Below are 17,879 nucleotides of genomic sequence, written 5' to 3' on the forward strand. Positions count from 1 at the left end.
CGGGCGTTGAACGCGGTGTGACCACAGCGGAGGAACGCCTGATCGCGGACCGCGCGGGCACGCTGGAGCTCCTGGCGTCGCTGCGCCGCGACTGGGACGGCGTCGTCGAGGCGTCGGCGCAGAGCAACGTGGACGACGAGCACGACCCGGAGGGCGCCACCATCGCCTTCGAGCGCGCCCGGATCGAGGCGTCCCTGAACCGGGCCGAGGCGCGTCTCGCCGAGATCGACGGCGCCCTGCGGCGGCTCGCCGGCGGCGCCTACGGGACCTGCGAACGCTGCGGCGGCCCGATCGCGCCGGAACGCCTGGAGGCCCGCCCGACGGCCCGCACCTGCGTCACCTGCCCCTGACGCCCCCGTCGAGCAGAGCGGGCTAGCTCGGCCAGTCGGGCTTGCGCTTGTCGTTGAAGGCGGCGATGCCCTCGCGGCGGTCGGCGGAGAAGGCGACCGTGCGCCAGGCGTTGTCCTCCAGGTCCAGGCCCGCCTCCAGGGAGACGCCGGCGCCGAGGCGCATCGCGCGCTTGGCGGCCCGGACGGCGGTCGGGGAGTTCCGCGCGATCACCTGGGCGATGCCCAGGGCCTCCTCGCGGGCGGTCCCGGCGGGCACCTTCCGGTCGGCGAGGCCGTACTCCAGGGCCTCCTCGACGCCGAGGCGGCGGCCCGTGAACACCAGGTCGGCGGCCTTGCCGGGGCCGAGCCTGCGCAGCGCCAGCTGCGTCCCGCCGCCGCCCGGCACGAGCCCGACGCCCACCTCGGGCAGCCCGAACACCGCGGACTCGTCCGCCACGATCAGGTCGGCGGACAGCGCGAACTCGCAGCCGCCGCCCAGCGCGTACCCGTGCACCGCCGCGATCACCGGCTGCGGGAGGTTCAGGACGCCGCCGAACGCGGCGCGGAACACCGGCCGCTGCGCGAGGAGCTCGTCGTCGCTCATCGAGTTGCGTTCCTTGAGGTCCGCGCCGACGCAGAACGCCTTCTCGCCCGCCGCGCTCAGCACCACCGCCCGCACCGACGCGTCGTCGGCGACCTCGCGGCAGACCGCGGCCAGCCGCCGCGCCATCGACGTCGACAGGGCGTTGAGGGCCTCGGGCCGGTCCAGCACGATCTCCGCGACGTGCCCGTCGCGCCGCAGCGTCACACCATCCATGCCGCGAACCCTAACGGCCGCCCCTCCGCCGGCTCGCGGCGAGTCGGCGTCCGCCCGCTCATGACGACGACTCGCCGCACGTGGAACCGGGTTCGGGTGGCGGCCGGGAGAGAGCGGGGACCGGTGAGGTTGGATGGACGGGTGAGCGATTCAGCGTATGGGGACCTGGACCGGCCGCCGCTCCACGAGGCGGCGCTGCGGAGCGCGCTCGTCCAGGAGGGCGGGCTGTGGCGGGAGGTGCGCGTCGTGCCGGAGACGGGGTCGACCAACGCCGACCTCGCGGCCCGGGCCAGGGAGGGCGCGCCGGAGGGGACGGTGCTGGTCACCGAGTCGCAGACGGCCGGGCGCGGGCGGCTCGGCCGGCCGTGGACGGCGCCGCCGCGCTCGGGGCTGATGTTCTCGATGCTGCTGCGGCCGGCGGTGCCGGTGCCGCTGCTCGGCTGGCTGCCGCTGCTGACCGGCGTCGCGGTCGCCACCGCGATCCGCCGGATGACCGCGTTCGCCGAGTCCGGGGAGCGGTTCTTCGGCGGCGCGGACGGCGACGTCGCCGTGGACGCCCGGCTGAAGTGGCCGAACGACCTGCTGGTCGGGGACCGCAAGCTCGCCGGGATCCTCGCCGAGAAGGTCGACGACGCGCTGATCGTGGGCGTCGGCCTGAACGTGGGACTGCACGCGGAGGAGCTGCCGGTGCCGACCGCGACGTCGCTGGCGATCGAGGGCGCCCCGCTCACCGACCGGGCGCCCCTGCTGCGCGCCATCCTGCGCGAGATGCGGACCTGGTACGGCGAGTGGACGATGCTGGGCGGCGACCCGGAGTCCAGCGGGCTCCGCACCGCCTACAAGGATCTGTGCACGACCCTCGGCCGCCGCGTCCGGGTGGAGCTGCCGGCGGACGAGACGCTGGAGGGCACGGCGCGGGACGTGGACGGGTCGGGCCGTCTCGTGGTCGAGGGGCCGCGCGGCGACGTCGCCGTGAGCGCGGGCGACGTGATCCACGTCCGGTAAGGGACTGAACATTGTCGCTTCGCGACGGTATCTGGGCGAGGGACTGAACATTGTCGCTTCGCGACGGTATCTGGGGCGAGGGACTGAAGTTCGTCGCTTCGCGACGGTGGGGGGATGGTGCACGCCGGGTGAACAGCGCAGGTGGGTGCGCTGCGTCACGTCGGATCTGCAACGATATGGGATGGTACCGATCCACGACGCCGGCGGCGGGGTTCCGCGCGACGGCGGACTGAGGGGCGGATGATGGCGCGCGGACTGCCGGATCCCAAGGAGATCGAGGAGCTGCTCCTCGGCGGCGAGCTCCGCTACACGCGCGTCGACGCCGTCCGGTTGTCGGGGGTGTCGCGGGACTTCACCGGGCGGGTGTGGCGCGCGTTCGGGTACCCGTCGATGCCGGACGACGCGGTCGCCTACACCGAGGGCGACGTGGCGGCGCTGTGCCGCCTCCGCCGCCTCATGGAGGAGGGCGTGCTCGACGAGGACGGGGTGATCCGCCTCATCCGGGCGTTCGGGCAGACCATGACGCGGCTCGCGGAGTGGCAGGTCAACCTCATGCGGGAGATGGTCGCCCCGGACCCGAACGACGTGCCGTCCGCGGAGGCGGTCGGGACGATCGTGGAGATCGCCGACAAGCACATCGGGGAGTTCGAGCCGCTGGTGGTGCACGCGTGGCGGCGGCAGCTCGCCGCGGCGGGGACGCGGGCGATCGCGGCGGCGGCGACCCGGGAGGACGGGGAGCCCGCGGGGCGGCCGCTGACCACCGTCGGGTTCGCGGACATGGTGTCGTTCACGCAGGTCAGCCGGGAGCTGGAGGAGATCGAGCTGGCCCGGGTGGTGGAGTGGTTCGAGGAGACCGCCGCCGACATCATCGCCGCGTGCGGGGGCCGGCTGGTGAAGACGCTGGGCGACGAGGTGCTGTTCAGCGCGGAGTCGCCGACGATCGGCGCGGAGATCGCGCTGACGATCGCGGCGGCGATCCAGGACGAGACCGAGGTGCCGGACGTGCGGGTCGGCGTCGCGCACGGGCCGGTGCTGCCGCTGATGGGCGACGTGTTCGGCACCACGGTGAACCTGGCGGCGCGGCTGACGTCGCTGGCCCGGCCGGGTTCGGTGGTGATCGACAGCGAGCTGGCGGCGCGGCTGGAGAAGGAGCCGGCGTACCGGATCACGCGGATCGTCCGGCGGCCCGTCCAGGGGCTCGGGATCGTGCAGCCGTTCGTGCTGCGGCGCGCGCCGCGTCCCGAGGACGGCCCGCCGGGCGACGGCGGCCGGTAGGGCGCGTCAGGCCGGCTTGCCGAGCTCCTCGCCGGGGGCGTCGGTGAGGCGCTGCAGGTAGTTCTGCTCGCCGAGGGCCTGGACGAGGCTGAGCTCGGTCTCCAGGTAGTCGATGTGGTACTCCTCGTCGGCGAGGATGTCCTCGAAGATCCGCGCGGAGGTGACGTCGCCGCGCGAGCGCATCAGCTCGATGCCGGGGCGCAGCCGGGCGACCGCCTCCATCTCGATCTCCAGGTCCGCCTTGAGCTGCTCGACGACGGTCTGGCCGATCCGCAGGGTGCCGAGCTTCTGGTAGTTCGGCAGGCCCTCGAGGAACAGGATCCGGTCGGTGAGCCGCTCCGCGTGCCGCATCTCGTCGAACGACTCGTCGCGGGTGTGCTTCGCGATGCGCGTGAAGCCCCAGTTCTCCTGCATCTTGGAGTGCAGGAAGTACTGGTTGATCGCGGTCAGTTCCGCGGTGAGCTGGTCGTTCAGCAGCGCGATGATGTCCTTGTCGCCTTCCATGGGCCTCATGCTCGCACAGGGGGCCGCACCGATCCCCGCAGCGGCGCGCCTGCCGGCGCGGGCCGCCGCGCGGGTCGCCGGACGGTGCGGGCTGCGGTGCGGCGGCTCAGGCGGCGGCTTCGGCGGCGGCTTCGGCGGCGGGGCCGGCCACGGGACCGGTCACGGGAGCGGCGGCCGGGGCGGCGTCGGGGACGGCGGCGAGCGGCACCGGGCCGCCGGTCAGGGCGTCGGCGAGCTCCCCGGCGGTGCGGTACTCGCTGACCATGGCGTGCAGCCGCTTGGTGCAGGAGCCGCAGCCGGGCTTGAAGCCGCAGGCCGCCTTGACCTCCTTGGCAGTGCCGCAGCCGCCGCGGGACAGGCAGCCGTGGACGTCGTCCTCCGTGATCGCGTTGCAGATGCAGACGTACATCCGGTTGGGGGACCTTCCATGCGACGACCCGGTACGAACGCGCCCGACCTGGGCCCTTAGGGCACCCTTATGAAGGTTAGGCTCCCCTAAGGTAACCCAGTGATGTCCGTTCTGGCCAGTGGTCTCCCAAACGGTGTGATTCAACCCTCAGGGGGAAGGGCTTCACCCGGTACGACGGGAGGGCGGGACAGTGGCACAGGTGTGGCCGGGCGATGCATACCCCCTCGGAGCCCGGTTCGACGGCGCGGGCACGAACTTCGCCGTCTTCTCCGAGGCGGCCGAACGAGTGGAGCTCTGCCTGTTCGACGGGCCGGCGGGCGACGGTGAGGAGACGCGGCTGACGCTGCCGGAGGTGGACGCGTTCGTCTGGCACGGCTACCTGCCGGGGGTGATGCCGGGACGGCGGTACGGGTTCAGGGTGCACGGGCCCTACGAGCCGGAGCGCGGGCACCGGTGCAATCCGGCGAAGCTGCTGCTCGACCCGTACGCCCAGGCGATCGAGGGGCGCATCGACTGGGGCGAGGAGTGCTTCGGCTACCGGTTCGGCGACCCGTGGTCGCGCAACGACCTGGACTCGGCCGGGCACACGATGCGCTCGGTGGTCGTCAGCCCGTACTTCGACTGGGGCGACGACCGGCCGCCGCGGATCCCGTACCACGAGACGGTGATCTACGAGGCGCACGTCAAGGGCCTCACCGCCCGGCATCCGGACATCCCGCCCGCGCTGCGCGGCACCTACGCGGCCCTCGCCCACCCGGTGATCATCGATCATCTGACGTCGATCGGCGTCACGGCGGTCGAGCTGATGCCGGTGCACCAGTTCGTCCACGACGACGCGCTGATCCAGCGGGGCCTGCGCAACTACTGGGGCTACAACACCATCGGCTTCTTCGCGCCGCACGGCGAGTACTCCTCGTCGGGGGAGCGCGGGGAGCAGGTGCTGGAGTTCAAGGCGATGGTGAAGGCGCTGCACGAGGCCGGCATCGAGGTGATCCTCGACGTGGTCTACAACCACACCGCCGAGGGCAACCACCTGGGGCCGACGCTGTCCTTCCGGGGGATCGACAACGCCTCGTACTACCGGCTGACCGACGGCGACCAGCGCTACTACATGGACACCACGGGCACCGGGAACAGCCTGCTGATGCGCAGCCCGCACGTGCTGCAGCTGATCATGGACTCGCTGCGGTACTGGGTGACGGAGATGCACGTGGACGGGTTCCGGTTCGACCTGGCCGCGACGCTGGCCCGCGAGCTGCACGAGGTGGACCGGCTGTCGGCGTTCTTCGACCTCGTCCAGCAGGACCCGGTGGTGTCGCAGGTCAAGCTGATCGCCGAGCCGTGGGACGTGGGGGAGGGCGGCTACCAGGTCGGGAACTTCCCGCCGCTGTGGACGGAGTGGAACGGCCAGTACCGCGACACGATGCGCGACTACTGGCGCGGGCAGCCGGGCGCGCTGCCCGACTTCGCGTCCCGGCTGACCGGGTCGTCCGACCTGTACGCCGACGACGGCCGCCGCCCGATCGCCTCGATCAACTTCGTGACCTGCCACGACGGGTTCACGCTGCACGACCTGGTGTCGTACGACGGCAAGCACAACGAGGCCAACGGCGAGGACAACCGGGACGGCAGCGACGACAACCGCTCGTGGAACTGCGGCCACGAGGGCCCGGTCGACGACCTCGACATCATCGCGCTGCGGGAGCGGCAGAAGCGCAACCTCCTGACCACCCTGTTCCTCTCGCAGGGCGTCCCGATGCTGCTGCACGGCGACGAGCTCGGCCGCACCCAGCAGGGCAACAACAACGCCTACTGCCAGGACACCGAGATCTCCTGGGTGGACTGGACGGGCCTCCACGAGGACACGTTCTTCGACGAGCGCGGCCCGCTGCTCGACTTCGTCCGGCGGCTGTCGAAGCTGCGGACGGACCATCCGGTGTTCCGGCGCCGCCGCTTCTTCGTCGGCGACCGGCCGTCCGGGGACGACAGGACGGGCCGGGGCGGCGTCTCCGACCTGGCCGACCTGGTGTGGTTCACCCCGGGCGGCGAGGAGATGGCCGGGACGGACTGGTCCGCGGGGTTCAACAAGTCGCTGACCGTGTTCCTGAACGGGGAGGCGATCGGCGAGCCGGACCGGCGGGGCCGGCAGGTGCGGGACGACTCGTTCCTGCTGCTGTTCAGCGCGCACGACGGCGAGCTGGCGTTCGCGCTGCCGCCCGCCGCGTACGGGCAGATGTGGATCAAGGTGCTGGACACCGCCGACCCGCTGCTCGCCGAGGAGGAGTCGCCGGTCGTGAAGGCCGGGGAGTCCGTGAAGGTCGCGGCCCGCTCCGTCCAGGTGCTACGCCGTGTCTGACCTGCCTCCCCCCGAGCACGACGACCCCCCGTCCGGCACCTACAGGCTCCAGCTCCGCGGCACGCCCGACGGCCGCTTCGGGTTCGCCGAGGCCGCCGCGCTCGCCCCGTACCTGTCGGCTCTCGGGGTGTCGCACGTGTACCTGTCGCCCGTCCTGCGGGCCGCGCCGGGCTCCACGCACGGCTACGACGTGGTCGACCACTCCCGGCTGTCGGACGAGCTGGGCGGCGGCGAGGCGTTCGGCGCGATGGCGGAGCGGTTCCGCGCGCACGGGCTGCGGGTGCTGGTCGACATCGTCCCCAACCACATGGCCGTTCCGGTGCCGCCGGACCTGAACCTGCCGCTCGACGCCGTCCTGGCGACGGGGCCGTCGTCGCCGTACGCGAAGTGGTTCGACGTGGACTGGGACGCGGGCGGCGGGCGGCTCGTCCTGCCCGGCCAGGGCGAGCCGAACTACCGCAGGTTCTTCGACATCTCCGGGCTGATCGGGCTGCGGCAGGAGGAGCCGGAGGTCTTCGAGCGGACGCACGCGCTGCTGCTCGGCCTGGTCGGGCAGGGCCTGGTGGACGGCCTGCGCGTCGACCACCCGGACGGCCTCGCCGACCCGCGCGGGTACCTGCGCCGCCTGGCTGGCGCCGCGTCCGGCCGCTGGCTGCTCGTCGAGAAGATCACCGAGGGGGCGGAGCGGCTGCCCGCGGACTGGCCGTGCGCGGGCACGACCGGCTACGACTCGCTCGGGATGATCGGCGGCCTGTTCGTCGACCCGGCGGGCGAGGAGCCGCTCACCGAGCTCTACACGGCGCTGACGGGCGGACCCGCGGCCTTCGAGGAGGTCGAGCACGACGCCCGCCTGCACGCCGCGACCCACGGCATGAAGCCGGAGATGGACCGGCTGATGCGCGTCCTCGGGCGCGTGGTGGGGAAGCAGGACGCGGACCTGGAACAGGCCCTGCAGGCGCTGCTCGTGGCCATGCCCGTCTACCGGGCGTACGTCGTGCCCGGTGAGGACCCGCCTCCGCAGGCCGTGGACGTGCTCACCGAGGCCGCGCAGAGAGCGCGCGGGCACCTGCCCGAGGAGCTGCATCCGGCGCTCGACACGGTGGTGGAGATGGCGCTCGGGCGAGGCGAGAACGCCGATCCCGAGTTCATCGTGCGGTTCCAGCAGACGGCCGCGCCGCTGGCCGCCAAAGGCGTCGAGGACACCGCCTTCTACCGCTGGAACCGTATGGCCGTCCTCAACGAGGTGGGCGGCGACCCGGGGCGCTTCTCCGTCAGTCCCGCCGACTTCCACGCCCACTGCATCAGGCTCGCGCGGGACTGGCCGTCCACGATGACGACGCTGTCCACGCACGACACCAAACGCCAGGAGGACGTGCGGGCGCGGCTGGCCGTCCTGTCCGAGCTGCCGGACGAGTGGGCCGACGCGGTGCACCGGTGGCGTTCCTGGTGGGGGCCCGCCGAGTCGCCGATGGAACCCGACCTGGAGTACCTGCTCTGGCAGACGCTCGTCGGCGCATGGCCGATCACCCCCGACCGGCTGCGCGAGTTCCTCGTCAAGGCGATGCGCGAGGCCAAGACCCGCACGTCCTGGGCCGAGCAGGACACCGCCTACGAGAACGCCGCCCTCGGGTACGCCCGGCGCGTCCTGGAGGACCCCGACCTCGTCACCGACCTGACCGCGTTCGTGGCGCGGCTCGAACCGTACGCGCGGGTGAACGGGCTGGGGCAGAAGCTCGTCCAGCTCGCGATGCCGGGCGTCCCCGACGTCTACCAGGGCTGCGAGCTGACCGGCCTGGCGCTCGTCGACCCCGACAACCGGCGGCCGGTGGACTACGGGCGGCGCCGGGAGCGGCTGCACCGGCTCGACACCGGCCGGCCGCCGAGGGACGTCGACGACGAGAAGCTCCTGGTCACGGCGCGGACCCTCCGGCTGCGCCGCACCCATCCGCAGTGGTTCGGGCCGCCGGCGGCGCACGAGCCGGTCGCGGTGGCGGGGCCCGCCGCCGACCACGTCGTCGCGTTCCGGCGGGGCGGCGCGATCGCGCTCGCCACCCGGCTCCCCGCCGGCCTGGATCGCGAGGGCGGCTGGGACCGGACGGAGGTGGACGTCGGCCGGCAGGGCTGGCGGGACGTCCTCACCGGCGCCACGCACTGGGGCCCGCGCCTCGAAGCCGCCGAGGTGTTCGCGCATCTGCCCGTCGCGCTGATCGTCCCCCGGGAGATCGACAGGTGAACCCTCCGGAAGATCGGCAGAGGAGCCGGCCGTTCGAGGTCTGGGCCCCGGGGGCCCGGCGCGTCGATGTCGTCGTCGCGGGAGAGCGCCGTCCCATGGCGGCGGCGGAGGGACGGCCGGGCTGGTGGACGGCCGGCGTGCCCGGCGCGGGGCACGGGACGGACTACGGGTTCGCGCTGGACGGCGCCGCCGATCCCCTGCCCGACCCGCGCTCCCCGTGGCAGCCGTCCGGCGTGCACGGTCTCAGCCGCGTCTACGAGCACGACCGGTTCGCCTGGACGGACGGGCGATGGCGCGGACGCCCGCTGCCCGGCAGCGTCCTGTACGAGATGCACGTCGGCACGTTCACGCCCGAAGGGACGTTCGACGCCGCGATCGAGCGTCTCGACCATCTCGTCACGCTCGGGATCGACGCCGTGGAACTCCTGCCCGTCGCGTCCTTTCCGGGCCACCACGGATGGGGCTACGACGGTGCCCTCCTATGGGCGCCCCACGAGCCTTATGGCGGCCCTGACGCGCTGAAGCGTTTCGTCGATGCCGCACATGCGCGTGGCCTCGCCGTCGTCTTGGACGTCGTCTACAACCATCTCGGGCCCGACGGAAACCACCTGGGCGACTTCGGTCCCTACTTCACCAGCGCCCACAGCACCCCTTGGGGCGACGCGGTCAACTACGACCAGGAAGGCTCGGACGAGGTCCGTGCCTTCGCCATAGGGAACGCGTTGATGTGGCTGCGGGATTACCACTTCGACGGGCTACGCCTGGACGCCGTCCATGCCATCACCGACCACAGCGCCGTCCATCTCCTGGAAGAGATGGCGCAGGCGGTGTCGGCCTTGTCCGCGCAGTTGGGACGGCATCTGTTCCTCATAGCGGAATCGGACCTGAACGATCCGCGCCTCGTCACCTCGCGGGAGGCGGGCGGATACGGGCTCGACGCCCAGTGGAGCGACGATTTCCACCACTGCCTGCACGCCGCGCTGACCGGTGAACGGCAGGGTTATTACTGCGACTTCGGTTCTCTGGAGACCCTCAAGAAAGCACTGACGAGGGTGTTCGTCCACGACGGAACGATGTCGACGTACCGGGGACGCAGGCACGGCCGTCCCGTGGACCTGGAAAAGCTGCCCGCCCACCGGTTCCTCGGTTTTCTGCAGAACCACGACCAGGTCGGTAACAGGGGCGCGGGGGACCGTATAGGCGCCGTCCTAGCCGGGGCGGGGCTCCCTCCCGGGCTGCTCAAGGTCGGCGCGGCGCTGCTCGTCCTGGCGCCGTTCACACCGATGCTCTTCATGGGCGAGGAATGGGGCGCCTCCACGCCCTGGTGCTACTTCACCGACCACCAGGACCCGGAACTGGCGCGGGCCGTCAGCGAGGGCCGGCGCAGGGAGTTCTCCCGGCACGGCTGGACGGGCGAGGTCCCCGATCCACAGGCTGTGGAAACCTTCCGCCGGTCCGTCCTCGACTGGGCCGAGCCCGCCGCCGGACCGCACGCCGGCCTGCTGGAATGGCACCGGTCCCTGATCGCGCTGCGCCGCGCCCGGCCGGAGTTGAACGACCCGCGCCTGACCGCCGCGTCCGTCGTGACCAGCGAAGCCGACGGCAGCGCCGGCGCCGGCGGTGCGGCCGGCCGCTGGCTGGTCATGCGGCGCGGCGGCGTCCGCGTGGCGGCGAACCTCGGCGACGCGACCGTCCGGCTCCCGCTGCCCGGGGCCGGGGCCCGCCTGCTGCTCGCGTCAGATCCGGCAATCCGGTTGGAAACCGGCGTCAACGGCGATTCCAAAACCCCGGTCGTGATCCTCCCGGGCGCGTCGGCCGCCGTCTGCGGATGACGCTCACGGCGGCGCGCCCGCCGCCCGCCGCCCGGCGGCCCGCGGCGCGATGTCCGCCTAGCTCCCGGTACCGACCGGAAGATGGGTGTTCGAGGATGTACTACGAGTGGCAAACCGCAGGTCAAGAGCGCGGCGGCACCCGGGAAACGTTCAAGAATGGTCATACGATCGGTTCATGACCTCAGTACTGCTCGCCGAGGACGACACGTCCATCTCCGAGCCTCTCGCCCGCGCGCTGCGTCGCGAGGGGTACACCGTCGAAGTCAGCCCGGACGGTCCGCAGGCGCTCGAGCGGGCGCTCGGGGGCGGCGTGGACCTCATTGTTCTCGACCTGGGCCTACCCGAGCTGGACGGCCTGGAGGTGGCCCGCCGGGTCCGTGCCGAGGGGCATGGAGTGCCCATCCTGATCCTGACCGCCCGGGCCGACGAGGTCGACACCGTCGTCGGTCTCGACGCGGGCGCCGACGACTACGTCACCAAGCCGTTCCGCCTGGCCGAGCTGCTGGCCCGGGTCCGCGCGCTGCTGCGCCGCGGCAGCACCGAGACCCCGATCGTCCAGGGGGTGCGGATCGACGCCGAGTCGCGCCGCGCCTGGATGGGCGATCAGGAACTGCAGCTCACCACCAAGGAGTTCGACCTGCTGCGCGTCCTCGTCCGGGACGCCGGGAAGGTCGTGACCCGCGAACAGATCATGCGCGAGGTGTGGGACACCAACTGGTGGGGTTCCACGAAGACCCTCGACATGCACATCTCCTGGCTGCGCCGCAAACTCGGCGACGACGCCGGCAGCCCCCGCTACATCACCACCGTGCGGGGCGTCGGCTTCCGGTTCGAGCGCGGCGACTGACAGGCCCGTACCGGCCGCCATGGCCGCGCGGTCAGCCCCCGGGCCTTCCCGAGAGGCCCGGGGCGCCCCGCCCGGGCGTGGCCCCACCATAAGGAGCCCAGATGAGGCGCCGACTCCTCCTGTCGACGCTCGCGGTGGCGGTGGTCGCGATCCTGTTGCTCGGCATACCCCTCGCCTACGCCGCCCACAAGCTCATCTACGAGGAGGCCGGGCAGTCCCTCGACCGGGAGGCGTCCGCCATCGCCGGCGGGGTCGCCTACACCCTCGAGTCGCGCCAGCCGGTCACCGGCGCCGCGATCGCGCGGGAGTACCCCGGCCGGTACATCGCGGTCACCCTGCCGGGTGGCGCCGCCGTCGAGGCGGGGCCGCGGCCCCGTCCGGGCGCGCGGCAGCTCACCGCGACCGCGGCGGGGCAGGGCGTGCGGGTGCGGATGTCGCGGCCCGCCTCCCAGCTGAAGGACCAGGAACTGCGGCTGCTGCTGTTCATCGGCAGCCTCGCGCTGCTCGGCGTCGCCGTCACCGTCGGCCTCGCGATGGTCCAGGCCCGCAAGCTGACGCTGCCGCTGCGCGACCTCGCCGAGACAGCCGACCGGCTCGGCACCGGCAACGCCCGGCCGCGCCGGCGCCGCTACGGCATCCCGGAGGTCGACCGGGTCGCCGAGGTGCTGGACCGCAGCGCCGTCCGCATCGCCGACCTGCTCGCCGCGAGCCGCGAGTTCGCCTCCGACGCCTCCCACCAGCTGCGCACCCCGCTGACCGCGCTGTCCATGCGGCTGGAGGAGATGATCGATGCGGCCGACTACCCCGACGTCGTCCGCGAGGAGGGCGCCGCGGCCGTCGCGCAGGCTGAGCGGCTCGTCGCCGTCGTCGAGCAGCTGCTCGCCCGCGCCCGCCACGACCGCACCGGCGGCGCCGTCGCCTCGCCGATCGACGACATCATCCGCCAGCAGGTGGAGGAGTGGCGGCCGATCTTCCGGCGGGACGGCCGGGACGTGCGGATCGTCGGCGAGCAGGGCCTGGTCGGCATGACCAACCCGGAGGGCCTGTCGCAGATCGTCGCGACGCTGCTGGACAACTCGCTGATGCACGGCGCCGGGACCGTCACCATCCACACCAAGCCGGGCGCCAGCTCGGTGGTGGTGGAGGTCGGCGACGAGGGCGCCGGGATACCGCCCGAGCTGGAGCCGCGGATCTTCGAGCGGAGCGTCAGCGGCGGCCGCGGCACCGGCCTCGGCCTCTACCTGGCCCGCTCGCTGGCCGTGGTGGACGGCGGGCGGCTGGAGCTGCTCCAGTCCCGCCCGGCGGTGTTCGGGGTGTTCCTGCGGGAGGCGGCGGAGGCCCGGCTGGCCGGAGAACGCGTCGTCCTGGGGCCCGCCTAGCGGGGGGCCTGCCAGGAGAGGCGGTGCCGGGGCGGCTCGGAGAGCGCGCGAGGCCGGGAGGGAACGCCGTGCGAGGTCAGGAGAACTGGGCGTAGTCGCCCGCGGCGTCCTGGTCGAGCGGGTGACCGAGCCGCCCCGACGGGCCGGACCCGCCGTTCATGGCGCGCGGGCTGGTCGCGGCGTGCGCGCCGGGCCCCTCGGGCAGCCCGGACGCCGGGTCGACGGGCGGGGCGCTCGCGGGCAGGAAGACCCACTTCTTGTACGACCAGAAGCGGAACAGCGTGGCGACGCCGGTGCCGATCACCAGCGAGATGTTGTAGGGGATCGCGCCCGTCAGCCCCAGCACGTAGTGCGTGAACCCGATGAACATCTCGGTGATCACCAGGCCGACGCCGTTCAGCGCGAAGAACAGCACGTACTCGCGGCCGAGCCCGGTCCGGTCGCGGTGCCGGAACGTCCAGTAGCGGTTGGCGAGGTAGGCGAACGTCGTCGCGACGACGGTGGCGACGCCGTTGGAGGTCAGCGGGCCCATGCCGAGGCCGCTGTTCATCCCGTTCCCGATGCCGACCGTGATCACGAAGGCGATCGCGCCCACGCTGCCGAACTGGGCGAGTTCGCGCAGCAGGTGCGCGAAACGCCGGTTGAGAGTGGCGATCAGGTTCACGAAGGGAACCGTCCTTCCGGACCTCGGCTGGTGGCGCCGCGGTCGTTGACGCGGCCGGTGCGGGGGCACAACGAGGATAGACGCCCCCGACCCCACGACGTCGGAACATGAACGTTCTGCGTTTTCCTCGCGTTCCCTGCCCCGAGCCCGGAGGTCCACACCTGGTCCGACGCCCGGAACGGGGGAATTGTTCGGGTCCATGGGCCGATAGCCTTCTGACGTGAGCAATCCACCTCAGACACCGGTCGTCGGCATGGCGGGCGGCGGGCAGCTGGCCCGGATGACCCAGCAGGCCGCGATCGCCCTCGGCGTGCCGCTGCGCGTCCTCGCCGGGTCGGCGGACGACTCGGCGGCGAAGGTCGTCGCGGACGTCCAGGTCGGCGACGACCGCGCCCTGGACGACCTGATGGCGTTCGCCAAGGGGTGCGACGTGGTGACGTTCGACCACGAGCACGTCCCCGACCTGCACATCAGGGAGGTCGAGATCTCCGGGGTGCCGTGCCGGCCGGGCTCGGCGGCCCTCGCCCACGCCCAGGACAAGCTGGTCATGCGGGACCGGCTGTCGGCGTTCGGCGCGCCCTGCCCCGCCTACGCGCCCCTGCCCTCGGCCGACCCGGTGCCCGCGCTGGAGGCGTTCGGCCGGGAGCACGGCTGGCCGGTGGTGCTGAAGGCGACCCGCGGCGGCTACGACGGCAAGGGCGTCTGGATCGCCGACGAGCCCGGCGTCGAGACCGCCGAGCTGGTGGAGCGGCTGATCGGCGAGGGCGTCGACCTGATGGTCGAGCAGCACGTTCAGTTCCGGCGGGAGCTGGCCGCGCTCGTCGCCCGCTCCCCCTACGGGCAGGGCGCCGCGTACCCGATCGTGGAGACCGTCCAGAACGACGGCATCTGCGTCGAGGTGATCTCCCCGGCACCGGGCCTGTCCGGCGAGCTGGCCGCCGAGGCGCAGAGCCTCGCGCTGCGGATCGCCGACGAGCTGGGCGTCGCGGGCCTGCTCGCGGTCGAGCTGTTCGAGACCGGGGCGCCGGAGGGCGGACAGGGCGGCGGGAGCGGCCTGGTGGTGAACGAGCTGGCGATGCGCCCGCACAACTCCGGGCACTGGACGATCGAGGGCGCCCGCACGTCCCAGTTCGAGCAGCACCTGCGGGCCGTCCTGGACCTGCCGCTCGGCTCCACCGAGCCCACCGCCCCCTACACGGTGATGGCGAACGTCCTCGGCGGCGACGACCCGGACGTCTACTCCCGCTACGTCCACGTGATGGCGCACGATCCGGGCGTCAAGGTGCACATGTACGGCAAGGAGTCCCGGCCGGGCCGCAAGATCGGCCATGTGACCGTGCTCGGTGACGACCTGCCCGACCTGCGGGAACGCGCCCGGCATGCGGCGGACTACCTGCGCTGGGGGACGGCGATGAAGGAACACGCATGAGCGAAGCGAACCGGGGGGCGTGGGGGGTCGTCCCCCCACAGGAGGCACGCATGAGCGAAGCGAACCGGGGGGTGTGGGGGGTCGTCCCCCCACAGGAGGCACGCATGAGCGAAGCGAACCGGGGGGCGTGGGGGTCGTCTCCTCACAGGAGGCACGCATGAGCCCGTTGGTGGGCGTGGTCATGGGCAGCGACTCCGACTGGCCGGTCATGAAGGCCGCGGGGGAGGCCCTGGAGGAGTTCGGCGTCCCCTACGAGGCCGACGTCGTGTCCGCGCACCGGATGCCGCACGACATGATCGCCTACGGCGAGCAGGCCGCCGGGCGCGGGCTCCGGGCGATCATCGCGGGCGCCGGCGGCGCCGCGCACCTGCCCGGCATGCTCGCGTCGGTGACGCCGCTGCCGGTGATCGGCGTGCCCGTCCCGCTGAAGTACCTCGACGGCATGGACTCGCTGCTGTCGATCGTGCAGATGCCCGCCGGGGTCCCGGTCGCGACGGTCGCGGTCGGCGCCGCCCGCAACGCCGGGCTGCTGGCCGTCCGCATCCTCGCGGCGTCCGACGAGGCGCTCCAGGCGAAGATGAAGGACTTCCAGCAGGCGCTGTACGACCAGGCCAAGGCGAAGGGCGAACGGCTCCGAGAGAGCCTCTGACGGCCTCGCGCGGCCCGGTGCCGCGGCTTGCTCTCGCTCGGGACCGGCGGGTTCCACCGGCGGGTTCCACCGGCGGGTTCCACCGGCGGGTTCCACCGGCGGGTTCCTCAGTGCCGGCGGCTCCACTCCACGGCGGGGCAGCGGTCCATGACCACGTCGAGCCCGGCCTCCTTCGCGCGCCGGGCCGCCGCCTCGTCGACCACGTCGAGGGGCATCCACACGGCCTTCGCGCCCGCCGCGATCGCCTCGTCCACGGCCGCGCCCGCGTGCTCGGAGCGCCGGTAGACGCCGACGACGTCCACGTCCGCCGCGTCCGGCACGTCGGCCAGGGACGCGTAGCCCTGCTCGCCCAGCACCGTGCCGCCCGACGGATGCACCGGGATGATCCGCTTGCCGCGCCGCTGCAGCAGCCGCGCCTGGTTGTAGACCTCCCGGGCCGGGTTGTCGCTCAGGCCCACGAACGCCCACGTCCTGGACTCGCTGAGCAGCCGGCTGATCACGTCCGGGTCGGCGTAGACATCACCCATGCCCGCGACAACACCCGCCGGGCCCCGATCGTTCCCGTTCAGGGGCGGCCGAGGGCGCGGTAGTTCCAGCCGGCGGTCCGCCAGCGCTCGGGGTCCAGGGCGTTGCGGCCGTCCACGATGTTGCGCTCCGCCACCACCGCGGACAGGTCCGCCGGGTCCATGTCGCGGAACTCCCGCCATTCGGTCAGCAGCAGCACGACGTGCGCATCCCTGACCGCGTCCAGCGCCGACGGCGCGAAGTCCAGCGACGGCTGGGCGCGGCGGGCGTTCTCCATCGCGCGCGGGTCGTAGACGGTCACCCGGCCGCCCTGCGCGCGGATCGTCGCGGCGACGTCCAGCGCGGGCGAGTCGCGCACGTCGTCGGAGTTCGGCTTGAACGCCGCGCCGAGCACCCCGACCGTCCGGTCCGCGAACGAGCCGCCGAGCAGCTGCCGGGCGAGGTCCACCATCCGGATCCGGCGCCTGATGTTGATCTCGTCGACCTCGCGCAGGAACGTCAGCGCCTGGTCGGCGCCCAGCTCCCCGGCCCGCGCCATGAACGCGCGGATGTCCTTGGGCAGGCAGCCGCCGCCGAACCCGAGCCCGGGGCCGAGGAACCGGCCGCCGATCCGGTCGTCGTACGACAGCGCCTCCGACAGCTTGGTCACGTCCGCGTGCGCGGCCTCGCAGACCTCCGCCATCGCGTTGATGAACGAGATCTTGGTGGCCAGGAACGCGTTCGCCGACACCTTGACCAGCTCGGCGGTGGCGTAGTCGGCGGTGAGGAACGGCGTGTCGTCGGCGATCATCGTCCGGTAGATCTCGCGCAGCACCTTCTCCGCGTGCTCGGCGGCGCCCTGCTCGGCGGGCAGCCCGGCGACGATCCGGTCCGGGTGCAGGGTGTCCTCGACGGCGAACCCCTCGCGCAGGAACTCGGGGTTCCACGCGAGGACGGCGTCGCCGCCCGCCGGCGCGGTCCTCGCGACCGTCTCGGCGAGCCGCGCCGCCGTCCCCACCGGCACCGTCGACTTGCCGACGATCAGGCAGGGCCGGTGCAGCAGCGGCGCGAGCGCGCCGACCGCCGCGTCCACGTAGGCGAGGTCGGCGGCGTACTCGCCCGCCTTCTGCGGGGTCCCGACGCACAGGAAGTGGACGTCGCCGAAGTCGGCGACCTCCTCGTAGGACGTGGTGAACCGCAGCCGCCCGCTCTCCAGGCCGCGGCGCAGCACCGGTTCGAGCCCGGGTTCGTAGAACGGCAGGTCACCGGCCGCGAGCCGGGCGATCTTGTCCTTGTCGGCGTCCAGGCCGAGCACCTCGAAGCCCAGGTCGGCCATGCAGGCCGCATGGGTGGCACCGAGGTAACCGGTTCCGATGACCGTCAGCCGCTGGGTCAAGGCGGGCTCCTTCCGGTTCGCTGCCGCCGTCGTACGCCCTAGTCAACCTTCCCCGAAGTGCTGCCCGGTACCGGTGGGGGCGCAGCGGAGTCTACTGGCCGGTAGCATTTGCGTCATGAGCCATGACTTTCCCGCGTACGCGCCGTCGGAGGAGCAGGAGTTGCTGCGGGCGACGGTGCGTGAGCTGGCGGATGCCAAGATCGCGCCGTTCGCGGCGGAGGTGGACGAGGACGCGCGTTTCCCGCAGGAGG

At 72.9% G+C, this 17,879-nt stretch carries 17 protein-coding genes; 11 read left to right on the forward strand and 6 right to left on the reverse strand.

From position 1 onward, the window contains the following. Positions 1 to 17: 17 nt before the first annotated feature. Positions 18 to 350: a TraR/DksA family transcriptional regulator gene (locus J4557_RS46145; protein ID WP_307800596.1), complete on the forward strand. Its 333-nt coding sequence runs from the start codon at positions 18 to 20 to the stop codon at positions 348 to 350. 22 nt (positions 351 to 372) lie between these two features. On the opposite strand, the gene J4557_RS46150 is transcribed toward J4557_RS46145, so the two are convergent. Continuing rightward, positions 373 to 1,146, reverse strand: a complete 774-nt coding sequence (locus tag J4557_RS46150; protein ID WP_243777422.1) for an enoyl-CoA hydratase/isomerase family protein — start codon at positions 1,144 to 1,146, stop codon at positions 373 to 375. A 141-nt stretch (positions 1,147 to 1,287) separates the two neighbouring features. On the opposite strand from J4557_RS46150, the gene J4557_RS46155 reads away from it, so the two are divergent. After that, positions 1,288 to 2,151: a biotin--[acetyl-CoA-carboxylase] ligase gene (locus J4557_RS46155; RefSeq protein ID WP_208273791.1), complete on the forward strand. Its 864-nt coding sequence runs from the start codon at positions 1,288 to 1,290 to the stop codon at positions 2,149 to 2,151. A 243-nt stretch (positions 2,152 to 2,394) separates the two neighbouring features. Beyond that, on the forward strand, positions 2,395 to 3,426 hold the full coding sequence (locus tag J4557_RS46160) for an adenylate/guanylate cyclase domain-containing protein (RefSeq protein WP_372442599.1): 1,032 nt from the start codon (positions 2,395 to 2,397) through the stop codon (positions 3,424 to 3,426). A gap of 6 nt (positions 3,427 to 3,432) precedes the next feature. Here the strand turns inward: J4557_RS46160 and bfr are convergent, their stop codons facing one another. After that, positions 3,433 to 3,930, reverse strand: coding sequence for a bacterioferritin (gene bfr / locus J4557_RS46165; RefSeq protein ID WP_208273803.1), 498 nt, complete (start codon positions 3,928 to 3,930; stop codon positions 3,433 to 3,435). 106 nt (positions 3,931 to 4,036) lie between these two features. Further along, entirely contained in the window at positions 4,037 to 4,339 is a 303-nt protein-coding gene (locus tag J4557_RS46170; protein ID WP_208273805.1) for a (2Fe-2S)-binding protein, read from the reverse strand. A gap of 190 nt (positions 4,340 to 4,529) precedes the next feature. Between J4557_RS46170 and glgX the strand changes: the two genes are divergently transcribed. From glgX to J4557_RS46195, 5 genes are all read left to right on the forward strand, one after another. Then, positions 4,530 to 6,695, forward strand: coding sequence for a glycogen debranching protein GlgX (gene glgX, locus J4557_RS46175; RefSeq protein ID WP_208273807.1), 2,166 nt, complete (start codon positions 4,530 to 4,532; stop codon positions 6,693 to 6,695). Continuing rightward, positions 6,688 to 8,928 (forward strand): malto-oligosyltrehalose synthase, encoded by a 2,241-nt coding sequence (treY, locus tag J4557_RS46180; protein WP_307800597.1) that lies wholly within the window; start codon positions 6,688 to 6,690, stop codon positions 8,926 to 8,928. Before glgX ends, treY begins: the two co-directional genes overlap by 8 nt. Then, positions 8,925 to 10,760, forward strand: coding sequence for a malto-oligosyltrehalose trehalohydrolase (gene treZ, locus J4557_RS46185; RefSeq protein ID WP_208273809.1), 1,836 nt, complete (start codon positions 8,925 to 8,927; stop codon positions 10,758 to 10,760). The genes treY and treZ overlap by 4 nt, the downstream gene beginning before the upstream one ends. 175 nt (positions 10,761 to 10,935) lie before the next feature. Then, positions 10,936 to 11,607, forward strand: coding sequence for a response regulator transcription factor (locus J4557_RS46190; protein ID WP_019629095.1), 672 nt, complete (start codon positions 10,936 to 10,938; stop codon positions 11,605 to 11,607). Positions 11,608 to 11,708: 101 nt separating this feature from the next. Next, positions 11,709 to 12,986 carry a sensor histidine kinase gene (locus J4557_RS46195; protein ID WP_208273810.1) on the forward strand — a complete coding sequence of 426 codons (1,278 nt, stop codon included), beginning with the start codon at positions 11,709 to 11,711 and terminating at the stop codon, positions 12,984 to 12,986. Positions 12,987 to 13,062: 76 nt separating this feature from the next. On the opposite strand, the gene J4557_RS46200 is transcribed toward J4557_RS46195, so the two are convergent. Beyond that, positions 13,063 to 13,650, reverse strand: a complete 588-nt coding sequence (locus J4557_RS46200) for a GtrA family protein (protein WP_307800598.1) — start codon at positions 13,648 to 13,650, stop codon at positions 13,063 to 13,065. Between the two features lie 220 nt (positions 13,651 to 13,870). Between J4557_RS46200 and J4557_RS46205 the strand changes: the two genes are divergently transcribed. Both J4557_RS46205 and purE read left to right on the forward strand, forming a co-directional pair. Beyond that, a complete protein-coding gene (locus tag J4557_RS46205) occupies positions 13,871 to 15,079 on the forward strand; it encodes a 5-(carboxyamino)imidazole ribonucleotide synthase (RefSeq protein ID WP_208273812.1) in 1,209 nt (402 codons plus the stop codon). Between the two features lie 157 nt (positions 15,080 to 15,236). Further along, on the forward strand, positions 15,237 to 15,728 hold the full coding sequence (gene purE / locus J4557_RS46210; protein ID WP_208273813.1) for a 5-(carboxyamino)imidazole ribonucleotide mutase: 492 nt from the start codon (positions 15,237 to 15,239) through the stop codon (positions 15,726 to 15,728). 107 nt (positions 15,729 to 15,835) lie between these two features. Here the strand turns inward: purE and J4557_RS46215 are convergent, their stop codons facing one another. Next, on the reverse strand, positions 15,836 to 16,255 hold the full coding sequence (locus tag J4557_RS46215) for a CoA-binding protein (protein ID WP_208273816.1): 420 nt from the start codon (positions 16,253 to 16,255) through the stop codon (positions 15,836 to 15,838). A gap of 38 nt (positions 16,256 to 16,293) precedes the next feature. Beyond that, positions 16,294 to 17,568 (reverse strand): UDP-glucose dehydrogenase family protein, encoded by a 1,275-nt coding sequence (locus tag J4557_RS46220; protein ID WP_243777432.1) that lies wholly within the window; start codon positions 17,566 to 17,568, stop codon positions 16,294 to 16,296. Positions 17,569 to 17,743: 175 nt separating this feature from the next. On the opposite strand from J4557_RS46220, the gene J4557_RS46225 reads away from it, so the two are divergent. Then, positions 17,744 to 17,879: acyl-CoA dehydrogenase family protein (locus J4557_RS46225; protein ID WP_208273831.1), on the forward strand; the 136-nt coding region annotated here is incomplete at its 3' end.

Source organism: Actinomadura nitritigenes, assembly GCF_017573545.1.
Taxonomy (GTDB): domain Bacteria; phylum Actinomycetota; class Actinomycetes; order Streptosporangiales; family Streptosporangiaceae; genus Spirillospora; species Spirillospora nitritigenes.

What these genes read in the sequence shown, in the direction of transcription:
- J4557_RS46170 (WP_208273805.1), bottom strand. Translation starts at nt 4,339, where the DNA reads ATGTACGTCTGCATCTGCAACGCGATCACGGAGGACGACGTCCACGGC.
- purE (WP_208273813.1), top strand. Translation starts at nt 15,237, where the DNA reads ATGAGCCCGTTGGTGGGCGTGGTCATGGGCAGCGACTCCGACTGGCCG.
- J4557_RS46190 (WP_019629095.1), top strand. Translation starts at nt 10,936, where the DNA reads ATGACCTCAGTACTGCTCGCCGAGGACGACACGTCCATCTCCGAGCCT.
- bfr (WP_208273803.1), bottom strand. Translation starts at nt 3,930, where the DNA reads ATGGAAGGCGACAAGGACATCATCGCGCTGCTGAACGACCAGCTCACC.
- J4557_RS46150 (WP_243777422.1), bottom strand. Translation starts at nt 1,146, where the DNA reads ATGGATGGTGTGACGCTGCGGCGCGACGGGCACGTCGCGGAGATCGTG.
- J4557_RS46160 (WP_372442599.1), top strand. Translation starts at nt 2,395, where the DNA reads ATGGCGCGCGGACTGCCGGATCCCAAGGAGATCGAGGAGCTGCTCCTC.
- J4557_RS46215 (WP_208273816.1), bottom strand. Translation starts at nt 16,255, where the DNA reads ATGGGTGATGTCTACGCCGACCCGGACGTGATCAGCCGGCTGCTCAGC.
- J4557_RS46220 (WP_243777432.1), bottom strand. Translation starts at nt 17,568, where the DNA reads ATGGCCGACCTGGGCTTCGAGGTGCTCGGCCTGGACGCCGACAAGGAC.
- J4557_RS46195 (WP_208273810.1), top strand. Translation starts at nt 11,709, where the DNA reads ATGAGGCGCCGACTCCTCCTGTCGACGCTCGCGGTGGCGGTGGTCGCG.